Annotated in this window: 15 protein-coding genes; 11 read left to right on the top strand and 4 right to left on the bottom strand. The window is 49.3% G+C overall.

Going from position 1 to position 18,043, the window contains the following annotated elements; genetic code table 11:
• Positions 1-57: 57 nt before the first annotated feature.
• Positions 58-2,388, bottom strand: coding sequence for a transglycosylase domain-containing protein (locus tag DWY57_RS18330; protein WP_005829073.1), 2,331 nt, complete (start codon positions 2,386-2,388; stop codon positions 58-60).
• Between the two features lie 610 nt (positions 2,389-2,998).
• Here DWY57_RS18330 and pyrB point away from each other — a divergent pair.
• From pyrB to glyA, 5 genes are all read left to right on the top strand, one after another.
• A complete protein-coding gene (pyrB, locus tag DWY57_RS18325; RefSeq protein ID WP_005829081.1) occupies positions 2,999-3,946 on the top strand; it encodes an aspartate carbamoyltransferase in 948 nt (315 codons plus the stop codon).
• Between the two features lie 26 nt (positions 3,947-3,972).
• Complete coding sequence (gene pyrI / locus DWY57_RS18320) at positions 3,973-4,437, top strand: aspartate carbamoyltransferase regulatory subunit (RefSeq protein ID WP_005829083.1); 465 nt, start codon at positions 3,973-3,975, stop codon at positions 4,435-4,437.
• Entirely contained in the window at positions 4,434-5,000 is a 567-nt protein-coding gene (locus DWY57_RS18315; protein WP_005829084.1) for a flavin reductase family protein, read from the top strand. Before pyrI ends, DWY57_RS18315 begins: the two co-directional genes overlap by 4 nt.
• A gap of 23 nt (positions 5,001-5,023) precedes the next feature.
• A complete protein-coding gene (locus DWY57_RS18310) occupies positions 5,024-5,794 on the top strand; it encodes a porin family protein (protein ID WP_005829086.1) in 771 nt (256 codons plus the stop codon).
• Positions 5,795-5,896: 102 nt separating this feature from the next.
• Positions 5,897-7,177 (top strand): serine hydroxymethyltransferase, encoded by a 1,281-nt coding sequence (gene glyA, locus DWY57_RS18305; RefSeq protein WP_119962219.1) that lies wholly within the window; start codon positions 5,897-5,899, stop codon positions 7,175-7,177.
• A 104-nt stretch (positions 7,178-7,281) separates the two neighbouring features.
• Here glyA and DWY57_RS18300 read toward each other — a convergent pair whose 3' ends face one another.
• Complete coding sequence (locus tag DWY57_RS18300; protein WP_119962218.1) at positions 7,282-8,952, bottom strand: formate--tetrahydrofolate ligase; 1,671 nt, start codon at positions 8,950-8,952, stop codon at positions 7,282-7,284.
• Positions 8,953-9,081: 129 nt separating this feature from the next.
• Between DWY57_RS18300 and DWY57_RS21570 the strand changes: the two genes are divergently transcribed.
• The gene (locus tag DWY57_RS21570) at positions 9,082-9,207 is read left to right on the top strand and encodes a DUF3791 domain-containing protein (protein WP_119962217.1); all 126 of its coding nucleotides are present in this window, start codon (positions 9,082-9,084) and stop codon (positions 9,205-9,207) included.
• 199 nt (positions 9,208-9,406) lie between these two features.
• Here DWY57_RS21570 and DWY57_RS18290 read toward each other — a convergent pair whose 3' ends face one another.
• Positions 9,407-10,582: a TlpA disulfide reductase family protein gene (locus DWY57_RS18290; protein WP_222615000.1), complete on the bottom strand. Its 1,176-nt coding sequence runs from the start codon at positions 10,580-10,582 to the stop codon at positions 9,407-9,409.
• Between the two features lie 133 nt (positions 10,583-10,715).
• The gene (locus tag DWY57_RS18285; protein ID WP_117599734.1) at positions 10,716-12,869 is read right to left on the bottom strand and encodes an outer membrane beta-barrel family protein; all 2,154 of its coding nucleotides are present in this window, start codon (positions 12,867-12,869) and stop codon (positions 10,716-10,718) included.
• Between the two features lie 201 nt (positions 12,870-13,070).
• On the opposite strand from DWY57_RS18285, the gene DWY57_RS18280 reads away from it, so the two are divergent.
• The 5 genes from DWY57_RS18280 (at position 13,071) to DWY57_RS18260 (ending at position 18,014) form a co-directional block, all read left to right on the top strand.
• Positions 13,071-14,765: a HAMP domain-containing sensor histidine kinase gene (locus tag DWY57_RS18280; RefSeq protein ID WP_119962215.1), complete on the top strand. Its 1,695-nt coding sequence runs from the start codon at positions 13,071-13,073 to the stop codon at positions 14,763-14,765.
• A 73-nt stretch (positions 14,766-14,838) separates the two neighbouring features.
• Positions 14,839-15,561 (top strand): response regulator transcription factor, encoded by a 723-nt coding sequence (locus DWY57_RS18275; protein WP_005829101.1) that lies wholly within the window; start codon positions 14,839-14,841, stop codon positions 15,559-15,561.
• A gap of 21 nt (positions 15,562-15,582) precedes the next feature.
• Entirely contained in the window at positions 15,583-16,389 is an 807-nt protein-coding gene (locus DWY57_RS18270; RefSeq protein ID WP_117599587.1) for a hypothetical protein, read from the top strand.
• A gap of 100 nt (positions 16,390-16,489) precedes the next feature.
• Positions 16,490-17,086 (top strand): occludin, encoded by a 597-nt coding sequence (locus DWY57_RS18265; RefSeq protein ID WP_119962214.1) that lies wholly within the window; start codon positions 16,490-16,492, stop codon positions 17,084-17,086.
• A 28-nt stretch (positions 17,087-17,114) separates the two neighbouring features.
• Positions 17,115-18,014 (top strand): SDR family oxidoreductase, encoded by a 900-nt coding sequence (locus DWY57_RS18260; protein ID WP_117599585.1) that lies wholly within the window; start codon positions 17,115-17,117, stop codon positions 18,012-18,014.
• The last annotated feature ends 29 nt before the right edge of the window (positions 18,015-18,043 follow it).

Here is an 18,043-nt window from a genome sequence, read left to right as displayed (position 1 = left end):
AGGGGAAAAGGTGAAAATTGAAAGTTTACCTTTCCACTTTCAATTTTCACCTTTCAACTAATTAAACAGTTCGTCGAGTCCCTCTATCGGTTCTTCTATATGGGTGTCTCCTTCCAGATTCACATCATCCTTGCACGGGTCATAGCCTTCGGGCAACTGGAATGTTTCATTTTCATCATATCCCAGAGATTTGTCACCGAGCACTTTCACCATGTATTTGGTCCAGATAGGCAATGCCATGGAAGCACCTTGTCCGTGAAGCATCGTATCGAAGTGGATGTCGCGGTCCTCACCGCCCACCCAGCAACCGGACACAAGCGAAGGCGTGAAGCCCATAAACCAGCCGTCGGCATTGTAGTTCGTCGTTCCGGTCTTGCCGCCCATGTCGGCTTTCACACCCAGACGGCGCACACGGCCTCCGGTACCTTCGTTGACAACGGCACGCAGCATGACCAGCATCTTGTAAGCGCTGGATACGCTGATGACTTCCTGCATTTCGGGAGCAAAGGTTGCCAGCACGTTTCCGTCGTTGTCCTCGATGCGGGTCACGAACAGCGGAGCTACCCGGATACCCTTGTTGGGGAATGCGGTATAGGCACTTACCATCTCGCCGACGGAAATCTCGCACGGGCCCAGACAGAGTGAAACGGAAGGTACTATATCACGGTTGCGGACACCGAAAGTATGTATAAGACGTTTCAGATTATAGGGATTCAGCTTGCTCATGAGATAGGCCGTAATCCAGTTGTCCGAGTTTGCCAGCCCCCACTTCACAGTCACCATGTCACCAATCAGCTTTTTGTTGGCATTACGCGGCGTCCACGGTTTTCCGTTTTCATCAATCAGCGTGTATTCCACGTGGCGCACTTCGTCGCAGGGAGAAAAACCGTTCTCCATAGCCAATGTATAAAGGAAAGGCTTGATGGTAGAACCTACCTGGCGGCGTCCCACCATGGCCATATCGTACTGGAAGTAATGGTAGTTCGGTCCGCCTACGTATGCCTTGACATGTCCGCTGCGCGGGTCCATGGACATGAAACCGGCACGAAGGAAGAACTTGTAGTAACGGATGGAATCCATCGGGGTCATAATGGTGTCTTTCTCCCCTTCCCAACTGAATACGGACATCTCCTCCGGGGTATCGAAGGCTTTCTTTATTTCAGCTTCGGTGGCTCCGGCTTTCTTCATAATGCGGTAGCGGTCGGACAACCTCATGGCACGTCCCAGAATCTCGTCCACCTGCTCCTGGGTCAGACGGAAGGTGTAGGGAGCTTTCTTGGCCCCTTTCTTTTCCTTGAAGAAGTAACCTTGCAGTTCCTTCAGATGCTCTGTCACGGCATCCTCGGCATACTGCTGCATACGCGAGTCGAGCGTGGTATAGATTTTCAGCCCGTCGGTGTAGAGGTTGTATTTGGTACCGTCTTTCTTGGTGTTCTTTTCGCACCATCCAAAGAGCGGATTGTTCTCCCAATCAAGTGAATCCTCGTAGTATTTCTGCATCTGCCAACCGCGGTAGTTGGCCTTGTCGGGCTTCTTGGCGGTGAGCACGCCGCGCAGGTATTCGCGGAAATAAGTGGCCAACCCTTCCTTGTGGTCCACACGGTTGTACTTCAGTTTCAGAGGCAACGCCTGGAGGGAGTCGCGCTCGGCTTCCGTAATATATCCCGCTTTCCGCATCTGGTCGAGCACCACATTGCGCCGTCCGCGGGAACGTTCATTGTAGCGCACCGGATTATAGAGAGACGGATTCTTGCACATGCCCACCAACGTAGCCGCTTCCTCAATCTTCAAATCTTTCGGTTCGCAACCGAAGTAGGTAAAGGCAGCAGTCTTGATGCCTACCGCATTGTTCAGGAAATCGAACTTGTTGAGATACATGGTGAGGATTTCCTCTTTTGTATAGTAACGTTCCAGCTTTACGGCAATCACCCATTCGATGGGCTTCTGAAACAGACGTTCCATCACATTGTCGGCACTGGGAGAATAAAGCTGTTTGGAAAGCTGCTGGGTGATGGTACTGCCACCGCCGGCATTCTTCTGCATCAGGATACCGCGCTTCACTACGGCACGCGTCAGGGCGTAGGCGTCAATGCCCGAATGTTCGGCAAAACGTACATCTTCCGTAGCTATCAAGGCGTTAATGATATTGGGCGACAAATCATTGTATCCCACAAACACGCGGTTTTCCTTACTATAGGAATAAGTACCCAATACTTTTCCGTCCTCGGAAAAGACTTCTGTGGCAAATTTGTAATTCGGATTTTCCAGGTCTTCCACCGGAGGCATATAGCCTATCCAGCCCTTGGCTATGGAAAAGAATATAAAGACACACACCAGCGAAATCAGTGCGATGAAAATCCATAGGATTTTGACGACTTTCCTTATCATGTTTCAGTTGCTAAAATCAAAGTTCAATAATAGGGCAAAGGTACGGAAATATATTGGATGTGCCTATGCTTTTTATATCTTTTTCAGGATAAGATTTCCGGCATCCGCAAAAAAAACGCCCGTTTATTTTAATGGAAACTCTCAGTGAAATGCAAAACGATTGCAAAACAATTAGAAAACTTGAAGAAAAAACCGGAAAGGAAAAATACATCGTAATGAGCTATAATACAGATTGGGACAACGAAAACTTGCCCTCGCGCGCGTAAGAGGAGATAAGAGAATAAGAGAAGAGAAAAAACGACGTTGTCGTTAAAAAGAACGACGGCGACGGTGTAAAGAGATACCACACTTCACTGTCCGGAATGCTACACTTCGACAAGGCAAACGCCGCACTTGAATAGGGCAAATGCCACACTTGAACATTCGCGAAATGCGGCGTTTGCCTTGTCGAAGTGTGGCATTCCGAATGATGAAGTGTGGCATTCCGGACAACAAGCCACACGGTTAAAAAAACAGCCCATGTTTCGCAAAAAACTTCCCCGCATATTTCCGTAGCCCGCATATTTTCCGTAACTTTACACTCTCGAAAAGTACAAATGAATTCAACGATATGGAAAACAGAAGTTTAGTCACCATTGCCGAGCATAGCCGGGAAAAAATCCTCTATATGCTCGAGATGGCGAAAGAGTTTGAAGCCCATCCCAACCGGCATATATTGGACGGGAAAGTAGTTGCCACCTTATTTTTCGAGCCTTCCACCCGTACACGCCTCAGTTTCGAGACTGCCGCCAACCGGCTTGGAGCACGTGTCATCGGGTTCAGCGACCCCAAGGCCACCAGCTCATCCAAGGGCGAGACGCTGAAAGACACCATCAAGATGGTGAGCAACTATGCCGACATCATCGTGATGCGCCACCACCTCGAAGGGGCCGCACGCTATGCCAGTGAAGTCACCACCGTGCCCATTGTGAATGCCGGAGACGGTGCCAACCAGCATCCCTCACAAACCATGCTCGATCTCTACTCCATCTACAAGACACAAGGCACACTGGAGAACCTGAACATTTTTCTGGTCGGCGACTTGAAGTATGGCCGTACCGTCCACTCCCTGCTGATGGCCATGCGCCACTTCAACCCCACTTTCCACTTCATCGCTCCCGACGAGTTGCGGATGCCCGAAGAATACAAAATTTACTGCCGCGAGCACAACATCAAGTACGTGGAACATACGGACTTTACGGAAGAAATCATTGCTGATGCCGACATCCTCTACATGACCCGTGTGCAGCGCGAGCGCTTCACCGACCTTATGGAGTACGAGCGGGTGAAGAATGTCTACATCCTGCGCAACAAGATGCTGGAACATACCCGTCCCAACCTGCGCATCCTGCATCCGCTGCCCCGTGTCAACGAAATAGCCTATGATGTGGACGACAATCCCAAGGCATACTATTTCCAGCAGGCACAAAACGGACTGTATGCCCGTGAAGCTATTCTGTGCGATGTACTGGGCATCACGCTGGATGAGGTGAAAAAGAGTAAAGGAGTAATTCAGTAGAATCGTCTAATAACTAATATTTCAAGATGTTAAGCGAAAAGAAACAGGAATTGCAGGTTGCTGCTCTGGAAAACGGCACTGTAATAGACCATATACCCTCCGAGAGACTGTTTACCGTAGTCTCCCTGCTCGGACTGGAACACATGAGCAACAATATCACCATCGGCTTCAACCTCAAGAGCAAGAAGCTGGGCACGAAAGGCATCATCAAGATTGCCGACAAGTTCTTCTGCGACGAAGAGATAAACCGTATCGCCGTGGTGGCTCCCAATGTAAAACTGAACATTATCCGCGACTACGAAGTGGTGGAGAAACGCGAAGTCCGCCTGCCCGAAGAGCTGCGCGGAATCGTGAAATGCGCCAACCCGAAGTGCATCACGAACAATGAGCCTATGCCTACGTTGTTTCATGTCGTGGATAAGGACAATTGCGTCATCAAATGCCACTACTGCGAAAAGGAGCAGACCAGAGAAGATATTGAGATTATATGAAAGAAGACTGGAAACCCGGAACAATGATTTATCCGCTGCCTGCCGTATTGGTGAGCTGCGGAAGCACTCCGGAGGAATATAACATTCTGACTATCGCATGGACGGGGACGATTTGTACGAACCCGCCCATGTGCTACATCTCCGTACGCCCCGAACGCCACTCCTACGACATCATCAAGCGGAATATGGAATTCGTCATCAATCTCACCACGAAAGACATGGCCCGTGCCACGGACTGGTGTGGCGTACGCTCCGGAAAGGACTACAACAAATTCGAGGAAATGCATCTGACACCGGGGAAAAGCACCGTAGTCAGCGCGCCTCTTATCGAGGAATCACCGCTTTGCATAGAATGCCGGGTAAAGGAGATTATGGCTCTCGGTTCGCACGACATGTTTATAGCGGATGTGGTAAATGTACGTGCCGATACCCGTAATCTGAACCCTGAAACCGGCAAACTGGAACTGGCGGAAACGAATCCCTTGGTCTATGTGCACGGTGGATATTATGAGCTGGGAGAAAAGATAGGCAAATTCGGATGGTCAGTAGAGAAAAAGAAGTAATAATGCGATAAAGGTTTTAAGAGATGGAGTTGCGACGAATCTTGATGGGCTTATATCTGTTGGCCTTCCCCGCCATGATGTGGGGACAGACTCCGGTTGTGCCCGGTACTGCCGACGAAGAGCATTCCGGACACCACAAGGAAACTCCGGTCAATTTCGGTTTCAAAGGCGGTTTCACCTCTTCCTTGTTCCTTGTATCCCAGTTCAGCGTCAACGGAGTGCCCATTGACGAAGTGCAGAACAATTACAAAATAGGATATTTCGGTTCCCTTTTCATGCGGATAAACTTCGACCGCCACTTCCTGCAACCGGAAATATCCTACAACATCAACCGGTGCAACATCACCTTCGAGAAACCTCTGCCCGAAGACGCCGCATCAGGAGCCCGGCCGGAGGAAGCCTCCATTACATCGTCCATCCACAGTATAGACATCCCCGTCATCTACGGATACAACTTCATCAAGGAGGGGCCGTACAGCCTTGCCGTCTTTGGAGGACCCAAAGTGCGCTATATATGGGACAGGAAAAGTGACATCGACTTCGAGAATTTCGACCAGGTGAATATCCGTGAAAGGCTGCGTCCGCTCAATCTCAGTTTCACCGTCGGCGTATCCGTCACCATCTCACGCGTCTTTTTCGACTTCCGTTACGACATGGGGCTGCACAACATCTCCAAGAGCGTGACATACGATATTCCGGCCGACAACAACGCTGCTGACGAAAACACGAAAAACGAAATCCGTTTTCACCGCAGGGACAATGTGCTGAGTTTTTCTTTCGGAGTGTTCTTTTGACAGTAAATTTCTTCCTTTTCTTTCAATTTATTCATTTATTTCCCGTAAATTTGTGCGCTTAATAAGAGAACACAGATTTACCAAACTTATCTAATAAGCAGAATGAAAAGAGATGATTTAATTTTCGAACTTATCGAAAAAGAACACCAACGTCAGCTCAAAGGCATTGAACTGATTGCATCAGAGAACTTTGTAAGTGACCAAGTTATGCAGGCAATGGGCTCCTGCCTTACCAACAAGTATGCTGAAGGATACCCCGGCAAGCGTTACTATGGTGGCTGTGAGGTAGTGGATCAGAGTGAACAGATTGCCATCGACCGCCTGAAACAAATCTTCGGTGCAGAATGGGCCAACGTACAGCCGCACTCCGGTGCACAAGCTAATGCAGCCGTATTCCTCGCCGTGCTCAACCCGGGCGACAAATTCATGGGACTGAACCTTGCACACGGTGGTCACCTCTCCCATGGCTCCCAGGTCAACACTTCCGGTATTATCTATACTCCCTGCGAATACAATCTGAACCGGGAAACCGGACGCGTGGACTATGACCAGATGGAAGAAGTTGCCCTGCGCGAGAAACCCAAAATGATTATCGGCGGCGGTTCTGCTTATTCCCGCGAATGGGACTACAAGCGCATGCGCGAAATCGCGGACAAGATAGGTGCCATCCTGATGATTGACATGGCTCATCCTGCCGGACTGATTGCAGCCGGTGAACTGGATAACCCCGTGAAATACGCCCACATAGTGACCTCTACTACTCACAAGACTCTGCGTGGTCCTCGTGGTGGCGTTATCATGATGGGTAAGGACTTCCCCAATCCCTGGGGCAAGAAAACTCCGAAGGGAGAAATCAAGATGATGTCCCAGTTGCTGGATTCAGCCGTATTCCCCGGTATCCAAGGTGGTCCGCTGGAACATGTCATCGCAGCCAAAGCCGTTGCCTTCGGCGAAATCCTGCAACCGGAATGGAAAGAATATGCCAAGCAGGTGAAGAAAAATGCCGCTGTCCTGGCACAAGCCTTGATGGACCGTGGCTTCACTATTGTTTCCGGCGGTACGGACAACCACTCCATGCTGGTGGACCTGCGCAGCAAATATCCCGATTTGACCGGTAAGGTTGCCGAGAAAGCGTTGGTATCTGCCGACATCACCGTAAACAAAAACATGGTTCCGTTTGACAGCCGCTCGGCTTTCCAGACTTCCGGCATCCGTTTGGGTACTCCTGCCATCACAACCCGTGGTGCCAAGGAAGACCTGATGCTCGAAATTGCCGAGATGATTGAAACCGTTCTGTCCAACGTAGACAACGAACAAGTCATCGCAGAGGTACGTGCACGCGTCAATGCAAAGATGAAAGAATATCCTCTGTTTGCTTATTGATAAGCAAACAGCAATTAAGAATTAAAATTAAAGGCTGCGCGATGTTCGCTTTGAACTGCGCAGCCTTTATTCTTGTTTTTTAATTCTAAACGCGCGGAGCGCGTTTAGCTCAGCCCTTCTATATTTCCATCCACAATATCAATGTGTTCGGCTTGTGGTTTCTTTGGTAATCCCGGCATACGAAGAATTTCACCGGCGATGGCTACAATCATTTCCGCACCGTTGTTGACTACAATATCCTTGATATGGAATTCAAAGTTATTGACCGCACCATATATCTTCGGATCGGCAGAGAAGGAGTACTGCGTCTTGGCGATACAGACGGGGTAATGGCTGATACCCATCTGCTCTATCAGTTTGATAACCTTGCGGGAATGGAGACTGTAAGTCACTACACTTGCTCCGTAGAGGTTGCAGGCTACCTTTTCGATTTTGCGTTCCACGCAATCGTTCTCCTCGTAAGTGAAGGTCAGCGGCTCGGATGGTTTGTTCTCAATAGTATCTACTACCAGATTGGCAAGGTCAACGGCTCCCTCTCCTCCTTTGGCAAAGGCGTTGTTCACGGCAAAACCTACCTCGAGCTTTTCTTCGCAATGGCGGCGGATAGCTTCCACCTCCTCGTCCGTATCACTGGCAAAACGGTTGAATGCCACGATGACCTGCTGGCCGAATGAACGCAAATTGCGTACATGCTTGTCCAGATTGCCGAAGCCCTCTTTCAGTCCTTCCATATTGGGTTCCTTGATGCGGTCCAGACTGACGCCGCCATGCATCTTCAATCCTTGTGCGGTAGCAACGATTATCGTCAACTTGGGTTGTAGGCCGCTCTTGCGGCACTTGATGTTGTAGAACTTCTCCGCACCCAGGTCAGCCCCGAAGCCGGCTTCCGTCACTACATAATCGCCGAATGTCATGGCCATTTTTGTGGCAAGAATGGAGTTGCAACCATGGGCAATATTTGCGAACGGTCCTCCATGAACAAAAGCGGCAGTACCTTCGGTAGTCTGCACCAAGTTGGGATTGATGGCATCTTTCAGCAGAACAGTAATGGCACCGGCTACTCCTAACTCTTTCACAGTGAATGGAGTACCATCAAAACGAAATCCCAAGATAATGTTCTCGATGCGACGGCGGAGGTCATCAAGGTCTGTTGCCAAGCAAAGAATGGCCATAATTTCAGAAGCCGGAGTAATGTCGAAGCCCGACTCCTCGGTAATGCCGTTAGTGCTCGGACCCAATCCGGTGACAATACTGCGCAAGGAACGGTCGTTTACATCGAGTACACGCCGCCAGATGATTTCTTTCAGTCCGAAGCCGTCCGCCTGATGTTGGTACAAATAATTGTCGAGTAATGCGGAAATCATGTTGTGTGCCGAAGTAATGGCGTGAAAGTCGCCCGTAAAGTGCAGGTTTATCTTCTCCATGGGAAGCACCTGGGCATATCCTCCGCCGGCAGCACCGCCTTTCATGCCGAAACAAGGACCCAAAGAGGGTTCGCGCAGAGCGACAATTGCCTTTTTGCCTATCTTGTTCAGTCCCAGTGCCAGACCGATGGATACGGTTGTTTTACCGATACCCGCCTTTGTCGCAGTAATTGCCGTCACCAGTATCAGATTACTTTTCTTCACCTTCTCTTCATCAATCAGATGAGTGGGAATCTTGGCTATGTATCGTCCATAGTTCTCTACCTCATCACGTGGGATATCCACACTTTCGGCAACCTGCTTTATCTTCTTCAGCTCTATGCTGCGGGCTATTTCAATGTCCGATTTCATACAGAATCTTTTCTTTAAATAACAACTTTAATGTTTTGAAAGTTGCAAAAGTACATTTTTTGTAGCAAACCACATCAAGGTAGAAATACTTTTATTACATTTACAAGAGACAGAAACGTGGTTCATCTTATGAATAAATCTGAATTGGATGTTGCTTATTTCATCTCGTTCTGCATAGAGCAGTATAAAAAGAAGAACTCTATGCAGGGAAGGGAGGTAATGGAGTTGTTTGACAGATACGGAGTGTTACAATAGAGGCACTAACGTATCTCAATTATATTAAAGCAGAGGAGGTATACTATGAATAGAGAAATTACAGACAATAACCTATATTTATTGCTACCCTCCAAAGTCAGTCTGTTCAATTGCTTGAAAAGGAAAACACCAAATATTGGCATTACGGTCCTGTCGCATTGCATGAAAGTTTCATTAGAGAACGGGAATAATCTGATTATTATTCCATCAGTTTCCCCAGTTTCTCCAACAAACTGCCTTTCCCGTAACCGGACCACATCTCTACAACCTCTCCCTCCGGAGATAAAAACACATAGCGGGGAATGGAGCCTGCGCTATACTTGGCATACAATCCGTGATTGCCTTTCAAGTCATTCAAGTTCCACCAACTGATGGCATGATGGCGCGAAGCTATCTCCCAATTTGTTTTGTCATCAATGCTTATACTTACTACCTCCAAACGGTCTTTATACTTTTGGCTGATTTCCTTCATCTCCGGCAAAGCCTTGAGGCAAGGACCGCAACCACGGCTCCAGAAATCTATCAGCACCGCTTTTCCTTTGAAATCGGACAAGCGGTGTACGTTTCCTTGCAAGTCAAACAAGTCACCATCCGCAGCTTGCTCTTGGGTAGCAACCGTCTGGGCAGGAAATAGATATGCCCGGATATCCAGAGCTTCCGGTGTCTTGCGCTGTTCATCGGTAAGTCTGGCATATAACTCCTCTACTTCTTTGCGATAGGGATATCCCTTGGTGTACCTCACCCCTATCGCCAGACTTTTCAGTTTATCCATCCATACCTCCTCTATCGGCAACTGCTTCATGCGGGCTATAACATTGGAATCTATGCGGATATCCAAATCATTTTCTACTTTCTCCAAGCTGTCACGTAGAGCAACGACCTTTGCCAACACCTCCTTATCATCCGGTTTCCGGGGATATTTGCGCATCAATCGCATGTGCTCCATTCTATTCTCCTGATTATGGTTCCATAAATCCCGTGAATCGTTTACAAAAAGCTGCCATATCTTCTGTTGCGGCATTTCACTTTCCACCTGCCAGGTGTAGATGTTCATATCCTCGCCCGTCAAGCGGATATGGGAACCTTCCTTAGCCCAAAGGGACAATCCCATACTATACAGATTACCGTCACGAATCATCAAACTCAAACGTTCTGTATCTGTTTTAGAGATAGGTATTTCAAAACGAAAACTGTCTCCCTGAAGGGTATCTGTTGCAATACTGTTTCCCACGTCTCCTTCCATCCGAAATAGATTCAGGCAGACTCCTTGCTTCACATTCTTTACTTTTCCTTCAATGACACAAGTACCTTGCGCCTGCATACAAACGCTTACTAATAACAGAAATACAGCGCTTACTACCTTCCTGCAGTTCATATCCTTTATCGATTTTGATTAACAATGAACAATGATACTAAGAATAAAAGGAATTACGAAAATATCGTAACCCCTTTTATTCATATTTAACATCGACCTTTTTTATTGTAACTATTCAGCGAATAATTACTTTTTATTTGAACCGCGACGTATCCACCGCCTCCCGTTGCTTCTCCTTATATCCTCCGAATTTATAGGTAAACGATACGCCGAATTCGCGGAAGCATGAGTAATGATTCGTCACATTCTGCGTCTTGAAACGGATGCGGGGAGAAATCTGTCCCGTCTCAAAAATATCGTTGCAGTAGAGGTTGAGGATGGCTTTGTTCTTGGCAAAGCCGTAGCGCAGGGCAATATTCACATTGCCCGACGTAGGCAGGTCGTAAATACCCTGAATGGCTTTACTATGCACAAAGCCGGTCACCGTCAGCTTCAAGTCGGGTTTGGTGGAGAGAGTAAAAGTATTGCTCATCTGGGCAATGCCATAGCATTGCTTTCTGTCGAAAGGAATATCCCAGAAATCACCATCCTTTTCGCGGTGCCACAAGCCTATGAGGGTAAGGCGAGAATTCAACCAATCCTTCACCTTAAATGGGATAGAGGCTTGTATTCCTGCTTGTTGCTGATAATCAAAATTGAGTGTCTTGTAGATTTCAACCAGACGTTCGGAGGATTGGTAGAGTGTCTGTACAGAGTAGTCCTTGGTGTGGTTGAACCAGGCGCTGAAGATGTATTTGCTCTTCAAAATATAGGTCATTTTCAGCTCATACTCTTGTGCCGGTTTCAGCAACGGATTACCATGCAGCTCAGAGTATCCACCGCCGATGTAAGAGACGGCATCCTGCACCGCCCAGTAGTCGGGATAGTCCTTGTCGCTGCTCAGAGAGAGCTGAAGGATATGTCCCGGTGCCGGCATATAGTTCAAGTTGACGATGGGATACCAGTCCCACTGGTTCCAGACGGGAGTCTTGTAATGCTCCACAGCCAGGGAAGCGTCCAAAGCGAGTTTGTCGCCGAAACTCTTGCTGAAACCTGCATAGATATTCCAGGTCTGTTCGCGGCGGCGGGACTTCATATTGCTTAAGGCATCTGAGGAGGTCAGTTGTTCGCCGGTTTCGGGGTCGTAATAATATTGGTAGCTGTTGTCGATGCTGGTAGTATAGATGGCTCCGTAATTCAAATCCCAACCTTTTCCCAGACTATGCTCTTGGGCCAGAAAGAATTTCCATCGGTTGATGCGTTGGCAATCTTCGGTGTAGAAGTCAAGTTCCTCGTCCTGCATGCGGCTATGCAGCAACTGGTCGGACGGGGAACGGTAGTAGGTCAGTTCGGCACCGGCTTTGAGGCCGAAAGGGGTACGATAGTCCAGACGGCCGTTGTGCAGCCAGTCGGTGCTATTGCCATGAGTTGTGGACACCTGCGTGCCCGTCACGCCCTTCCAGTTGTGGGAGGTGGAATAGCCACCGTTATAGACGAAACTCAGCTGATGGTCCTTGGCGATGTTATAGTCCGCCCCTACCCTGAAATTATGGGTATGGCTGCGGCCACGGCCCACCTCATCTGTTGTCATGGGGTGAACCGAGCCGTCTGCCAGGGTGTGCACAGCCTCTTTGTCGGTAGTAGAGTAGCCCCGGCCATGGCTGTGCGAGTAAAGAAAATCTGCTGAGAATTTATTTTTGCTGAAGAGCAGGCTGGCGCGTTCCTCAAAGCCTTCGTTATGCTTCTGGCGATACTTGGCATAGAGTTCGCCTTGCCAGGAGCCGGGGCCGCCTGCCGATTGTTTCAGGGTGATATTGATCAGTGCGCCACGCACCTGGTAGCGTGCAGGGGCGTTGTACATCACTTCCGCCTTCTCTATGCGGCTGGCAGGGATGCTGCGCAGCAAGGAATAGAGCTGCTCTGTGCTGAGGGTGGTTACTTTGCCGTCCAGGATAACGGTGACTCCCTGGCCTGCCAACTGCAGCCCGCCATTCATCTCGATGACGCCGGGAAGCTCTTTCACGGCATCGTAGGCATTGTCTACAGGGAGGTTCCGGATAAGGCGGGGCAGGTCGTACACCAGCTTGCCTTGCGCTGCCTTAACGATGGGGCGTTCACCGGTAATCATCACTTCCGGCAAGGTCTGATAAAGACTGTCCAGACGGGCATCGGTCGTGATAAGGCTGTCGGCGCTGAGGATGCGGTTGTCGTCCGCACCGGAGGTGGTTGCAGTACCGTTGTTCTCTTGTGCCGAAAGGCTGATGCTCAAAGCACAGCATACAATAGGGAGTAAATAGAATCGTTTCATGTTCTTCTTTTTATTTATGTTTATATTCTTCTTCTGCAAATCTTCGTCTGCAAAGTACGGCAGAATCAGCAGAAACTTGTGTTATCAGCGGCTTACCAAGTGTTATCCAGTGTTATCGGGAGTGTTATTTAGTCTTATCGGATGATAGGTTTCACAATATTAATCTTACCTTTGTATGTATAAAAGTAACCGGAAACAAACATGAAACTGCCATTCAAATATATTGCCATACTTGTCATCGTCTCCCTGGCCGGTATCTTCGCCTACCAAGCCTACTGGCTGACGGGGCTCTACCATACCATGCACAGCGAAATGGAAAGGGACATCACCGAAGCCATGCGCATGAGCGACTATAACGAAATGATGATACGCGTGGATAAAATGAAGCAGGACGACATCAACCACGGTGAAGTCAGCGTATCAGCCGGATACAGCGATGACGGAAAATCATTTGTCCGTAGCAGTACCACCATCTCCCGTGAAGATTCTTTGGACAACGCTACCCTGCACGAAACCTTCATGCCCAAAGGAGACAGTGTTTACGTGACCCACCCGAACGATTCAACCCGCGTGGAAGTCAGTGTCAGGAAGAACGTTCCTTTGCTCACCAAAGAGGACAGTGTGCTTTTCATCGACCAGTACAGGGAAACGGATAAAGTCCGTTGGATGTCTGCCGATTCTGCCCGAGAGCCTCTGGAAGAAGCAGTCAGGGACTCAGACAGCTCTCCCCAATCCGCATTGAGTGCCAAAGAGAGACTGGATGTGATTTTGCGCGACCAAAACAGTATGCTGGAACTCGCCACCTACTTCCAGCGCGGACTGCATTCGGGACTGGACATCATTTCCGACCCCGACGTAGTGCTTTATGACAGCCTGCTGACTTCATTCCTGCACGACCGTAACATCAATCTTCCCCATAGGCTGCTACATCTTCACAAAGGCAGCAAATGGGACTCTACCATTCTCTATATAGATACATTGGTAAACATCGGTACCCCCGGCTATGTGCCTACCTCAAAAGCCGTGGAATATAATTATTCTTTCGACATCAATACAAATCAAAGCTACCGTCTCATCATGGAACCGGCCGGCATGTTGGTCTTGCGACAGATGTCGGGCATTCTCACCACATCATTCGTTATTCTGATCGTACTCGCTTTCTCCTTCTGGTTCTTGATACGCACCATCCTGAAACAGAAGACACTGGAAGAGATGAAGAGCGATTTCACCAACAACATCACCCACGAACTGAAAACCCCCATCGCCGTAGCATATGCCGCCAACGACGCTCTGCTCAACTTCAACCAAGCGGAGGAAAAGGCCCAACGCGACAAATACCTGCGTATCTGCCAGGAACAGCTTCAGCGCCTCAGTGGACTGGTTGAACAGATACTTTCCATGAGTATGGAACGCCGCAGGACTTTCCGCCTGCACCCGGAGGAGTTTGCAATACGTGATATTCTGGAAACGCTCATCGAACAACACAAGCTGAAAGCGGAAAGCTCCGTCCATATATCGGTGGACATCGAACCGGAAGATCTGAGCGTACTTGCCGACCGTACGCATTTCAGCAACATCATCAGCAACCTGATAGACAACGCCATCAAATATTCGCATGGAGAAGCCGAAGTGACCATCCATTGCCGCAAGGTAACCGTCGAAGGGCAGAATGAACAGACTGAAATCTCCGTCAGCGACCACGGTATCGGTATTGCTCCCGAGAAGCAGAAGCACATCTTCGACAAATTCTACCGCGTACCCACGGGTAATCTGCACGATGTGAAAGGCTATGGGCTGGGATTGTTCTATGTGAAGACCATGATAGAGAAGCATGGTGGCAGCGTATCGGTAAAGAGTGAGTTGGGAAAAGGAAGTACCTTTACGATAAGGATATGATAACATTATTTGTTAGGGTACTTTACATTACTTGTTAAGGAGCTTTACATTACTTGTAACAAAAGCGACAATTATGGAAAAGATAACCGTACTTCTGGTTGAGGACGAACAGACCCTCGCCATGATTATCAAGGACACATTGGAAGGGCAGAACTTCATCATCCACACCGCAGCAGACGGTGAAGAGGGATTGCGCAAGTTCTTCGACCTCCGCCCCGACGTGCTGGTGGCAGACGTGATGATGCCCCGCATGGACGGCTTTGAAATGGTGCGCCGCATCCGGCAGACCGACAAACAGACCCCGGTACTGTTCCTTACCGCCCGCTCCGCCATCAACGATGTGGTGGAAGGGTTTGAGCTGGGTGCCAACGACTACCTGAAAAAGCCTTTTGGAATGCAGGAACTCATTATCCGCATAAAGGCCCTGGTAGGCAAAGCTTTCTCCTTTACAGAAGAAAAGCCCAAAGAAACTACCGTTTTTGAAATCGGTGACTACCGTTTCAATTCCGTCACTCAACGACTTGCTTTTGCAGGCAGCACCCCGACTTCACCTAACGCGGATACGGAAGTGGAACTCTCCCACCGCGAGTCCGAAATACTGAAACGCCTTTGCGAGAACCGCAACCAGGTGGTCAACACCCAGAACGTATTGCTCGACCTCTGGGGAGACGACAGCTTCTTCAACTCCCGCAGCCTGCATGTGTTCATCACCAAACTGCGGCATAAACTGGCCGGAGACGAGCGCATCCGTATCGTCAATGTGCGGGGAATAGGATATAAACTAATAGTGAACTAAACTAAAACTAAACTACTATTTATGAGAAAGTTATTATTCATCACTTTTATCTGTTCCTCACTCTGCGCCTATGCACAGAGCGAGATTCCGGAAGACACAATAAAGAACCGGCCTCCCGTAAAGAAAGAGCAGATTCCCTTTTCTCCAAAAGAGAACAAGCGTACGGGCCTTGATGAAAGCCAGCCCCAACAAAGTCTGCAGGGCGAACAGCAGGAAGAGATAAATCTCCATCTCCCTCCCTCCGACTATGTGGAGCCCCTGCCCTGGACGGACATGAAGAAGATACACTTTCAGAAGAACATCTTTGAATGGGACTTCCAGCGTTTCGCCGATTTCCTGCTCTCGCCGGAAGTCGTACTGACGATGTACGGCAGCCATAACACCTATCCTGCAATGGGCTCCATCATGCAGGCTGGCGCAGGAATTACTTATTACAGTCCCGACGGACATTGGGAACTGAGCGGCGGAGTGTATGCCGCCCACTATTCCATCTCTACCCCCTCCTCCATTGCCGGCGCCCGGTATGCCAAAAGGGATGCCCCCCGGGGTACCCAATGGGACGTAGGTTACAATGCCTCCGTATCCTACCGCATCAATCCCTACATGCGCCTGCATGCCTTCGGCCAGTATTCGGGCTACGGGAGAAGCAACTCCTTTCATGGATATATGAACCCGATGTATCCGCAAAGCGGTTATGGCATGGTACTGGAACTGAAAGTGACGGACTGGCTCGACCTCAACGGAGGCCTGGAACGGAGCTACGACCCCACCAAAATGAAATGGGTGACTTCGCCCGTCTTCGCCCCTACCATTCGTATAAAGAAATAGAAATAATACAAAGATATTTCCGGAAATAGAGGGAAACGAGTATCTTTGTTCAGTCCGCCCCTATGCGGCAGACAGCAACTGAAATTGTGAACAAAGAACTATGAAACGAATCTTCTTCTGCATCATCATTTTACTTGCAGGCATGTCATCCGTCAGCGCACAGAGCGAGATGCCTGCCGATACGGTACGTACTGCAGTACATGGCGAAGCGTCTCCCGAAGGCATGTCTCCGTCTGAAAAGGAGCTTCTGCCGGGCGTGAAGAATTACGACGGCTTCCTGCTGGATATGGGGCTGATGAATCTGTCTGCCCCCACTCTTCCCAAATTCACTTTGGAGATACCGGATGCCAGCAAGGACTACAGCCGCATCTTCCGGTTGAACCCGAACGTGACTTATTCACAAGGCCTTTCGAACATATTCTCACTCAGCAACTCCCGGTATTTCAGTTCGAATCCCTTCGGACTGACGGGCTTCTGGGGCTCTACTGACAACCTGCAAATGGGAAGTTTCACTTTGAAGAACGGCATGCGCATCCATACGTACGGCGAATATGACAAGGACGGCTGGAAAGTGCCCAACCCTTCCGCACTGCCTTGGGAAAAGAACAATTTCAAAGGGGCGTTCGAGCTGAAATCAGCCAACGGAGCCTTTGGCATACGCATCGAGGTACAGCAAGGCAGGCATGTGCCCTATTGATGCCCACACCATTTAACAACCAAAGTCAATGGCAAGAAAGAAAATACTGGTGATAGGTGCCAACGGTTTTACCGGCAGGCGCATCCTGGATGATTTGTCCCGCAACTTGTCTTATCAGACAACGGGCTGTTCCCTGCACGACGACATCTGTCCCCATTCGGGCAACTATCGCTTTATCCGCACGGATATATGCAACCGCCAGGCGGTGGAAAAGCTTTTCCAGGAAGTACAGCCGGATGTTGTAATCAATACCTCCGCCCTCTCCGTCCCCGATTATTGCGAAACGCACCATGCAGAAGCGGATGCCGTCAACATCACTGCCGTAGAGCATCTGGCAGAATGCTGTGAGGCGGGAGGCAGCCGTTTTATCCATCTTTCCACCGACTTCGTTTTCGGTGGTGATACGGACCGACCCTATACGGAGGAGGATATTCCCGCTCCCGTTAATTATTACGGCTACACCAAACTGGAAGGTGAGAAACGTATCGCTGCCGTTTGCAAGGATTATGCCATCGTGCGTGTAGTGGTGGTGTACGGTGCCTCCCTGCCCGGACAGCATGGCAATGTGCTCCAACTGGTGGCAAACAGATTAAGGAACAATGAGGAAGTGTTCGTCGTGTCCGACCAATGGCGTACGCCCACCTTCGTGGGAGACGTGTCGCAAGGAGTGGAGAAGCTGATAAATCACCCGCAAAACGGCATCTACCACCTCTGTGGCAGCGAGTGCCTGACCATTGCAGACATCGCTTATCGGGTAGCGGACGTATTGGGACTGAATCGCTCGCTCATCCGTCCCGTCACTACGAAGGAGATGAATGAAAAGACGCCACGTCCCCGTTTCAGCGGGCTGAGTATAGAAAAGGCACGCCGGGAACTGGGATATCGACCGCATACGCTGAAGGAAGGAATAAAGCTGATGTTCGGATAGTAAATAATGCAAGTTCGGATGGCAGCAGA

Origin of the sequence: Bacteroides sp. AF25-5LB, assembly GCF_003602965.1 — a bacterium.
Lineage (GTDB): Bacteria > Bacteroidota > Bacteroidia > Bacteroidales > Bacteroidaceae > Bacteroides > Bacteroides uniformis.
This window is presented reverse-complemented; position numbering and strand designations above follow the sequence as displayed.

Excerpts from the sequence above, each read along its gene's own strand:
- DWY57_RS18330 (WP_005829073.1), bottom strand. The coding sequence starts at position 2,388 with ATGATAAGGAAAGTCGTCAAAATCCTATGGATTTTCATCGCACTGATT.
- pyrB (WP_005829081.1), top strand. The coding sequence starts at position 2,999 with ATGGAAAACAGAAGTTTAGTCACCATTGCCGAGCATAGCCGGGAAAAA.
- pyrI (WP_005829083.1), top strand. The coding sequence starts at position 3,973 with ATGTTAAGCGAAAAGAAACAGGAATTGCAGGTTGCTGCTCTGGAAAAC.
- DWY57_RS18315 (WP_005829084.1), top strand. The coding sequence starts at position 4,434 with ATGAAAGAAGACTGGAAACCCGGAACAATGATTTATCCGCTGCCTGCC.
- DWY57_RS18310 (WP_005829086.1), top strand. The coding sequence starts at position 5,024 with ATGGAGTTGCGACGAATCTTGATGGGCTTATATCTGTTGGCCTTCCCC.
- glyA (WP_119962219.1), top strand. The coding sequence starts at position 5,897 with ATGAAAAGAGATGATTTAATTTTCGAACTTATCGAAAAAGAACACCAA.
- DWY57_RS18300 (WP_119962218.1), bottom strand. The coding sequence starts at position 8,952 with ATGAAATCGGACATTGAAATAGCCCGCAGCATAGAGCTGAAGAAGATA.
- DWY57_RS21570 (WP_119962217.1), top strand. The coding sequence starts at position 9,082 with ATGAATAAATCTGAATTGGATGTTGCTTATTTCATCTCGTTCTGCATA.
- DWY57_RS18290 (WP_222615000.1), bottom strand. The coding sequence starts at position 10,582 with ATGAACTGCAGGAAGGTAGTAAGCGCTGTATTTCTGTTATTAGTAAGC.
- DWY57_RS18285 (WP_117599734.1), bottom strand. The coding sequence starts at position 12,869 with ATGAAACGATTCTATTTACTCCCTATTGTATGCTGTGCTTTGAGCATC.
- DWY57_RS18280 (WP_119962215.1), top strand. The coding sequence starts at position 13,071 with ATGAAACTGCCATTCAAATATATTGCCATACTTGTCATCGTCTCCCTG.
- DWY57_RS18275 (WP_005829101.1), top strand. The coding sequence starts at position 14,839 with ATGGAAAAGATAACCGTACTTCTGGTTGAGGACGAACAGACCCTCGCC.
- DWY57_RS18270 (WP_117599587.1), top strand. The coding sequence starts at position 15,583 with ATGAGAAAGTTATTATTCATCACTTTTATCTGTTCCTCACTCTGCGCC.
- DWY57_RS18265 (WP_119962214.1), top strand. The coding sequence starts at position 16,490 with ATGAAACGAATCTTCTTCTGCATCATCATTTTACTTGCAGGCATGTCA.
- DWY57_RS18260 (WP_117599585.1), top strand. The coding sequence starts at position 17,115 with ATGGCAAGAAAGAAAATACTGGTGATAGGTGCCAACGGTTTTACCGGC.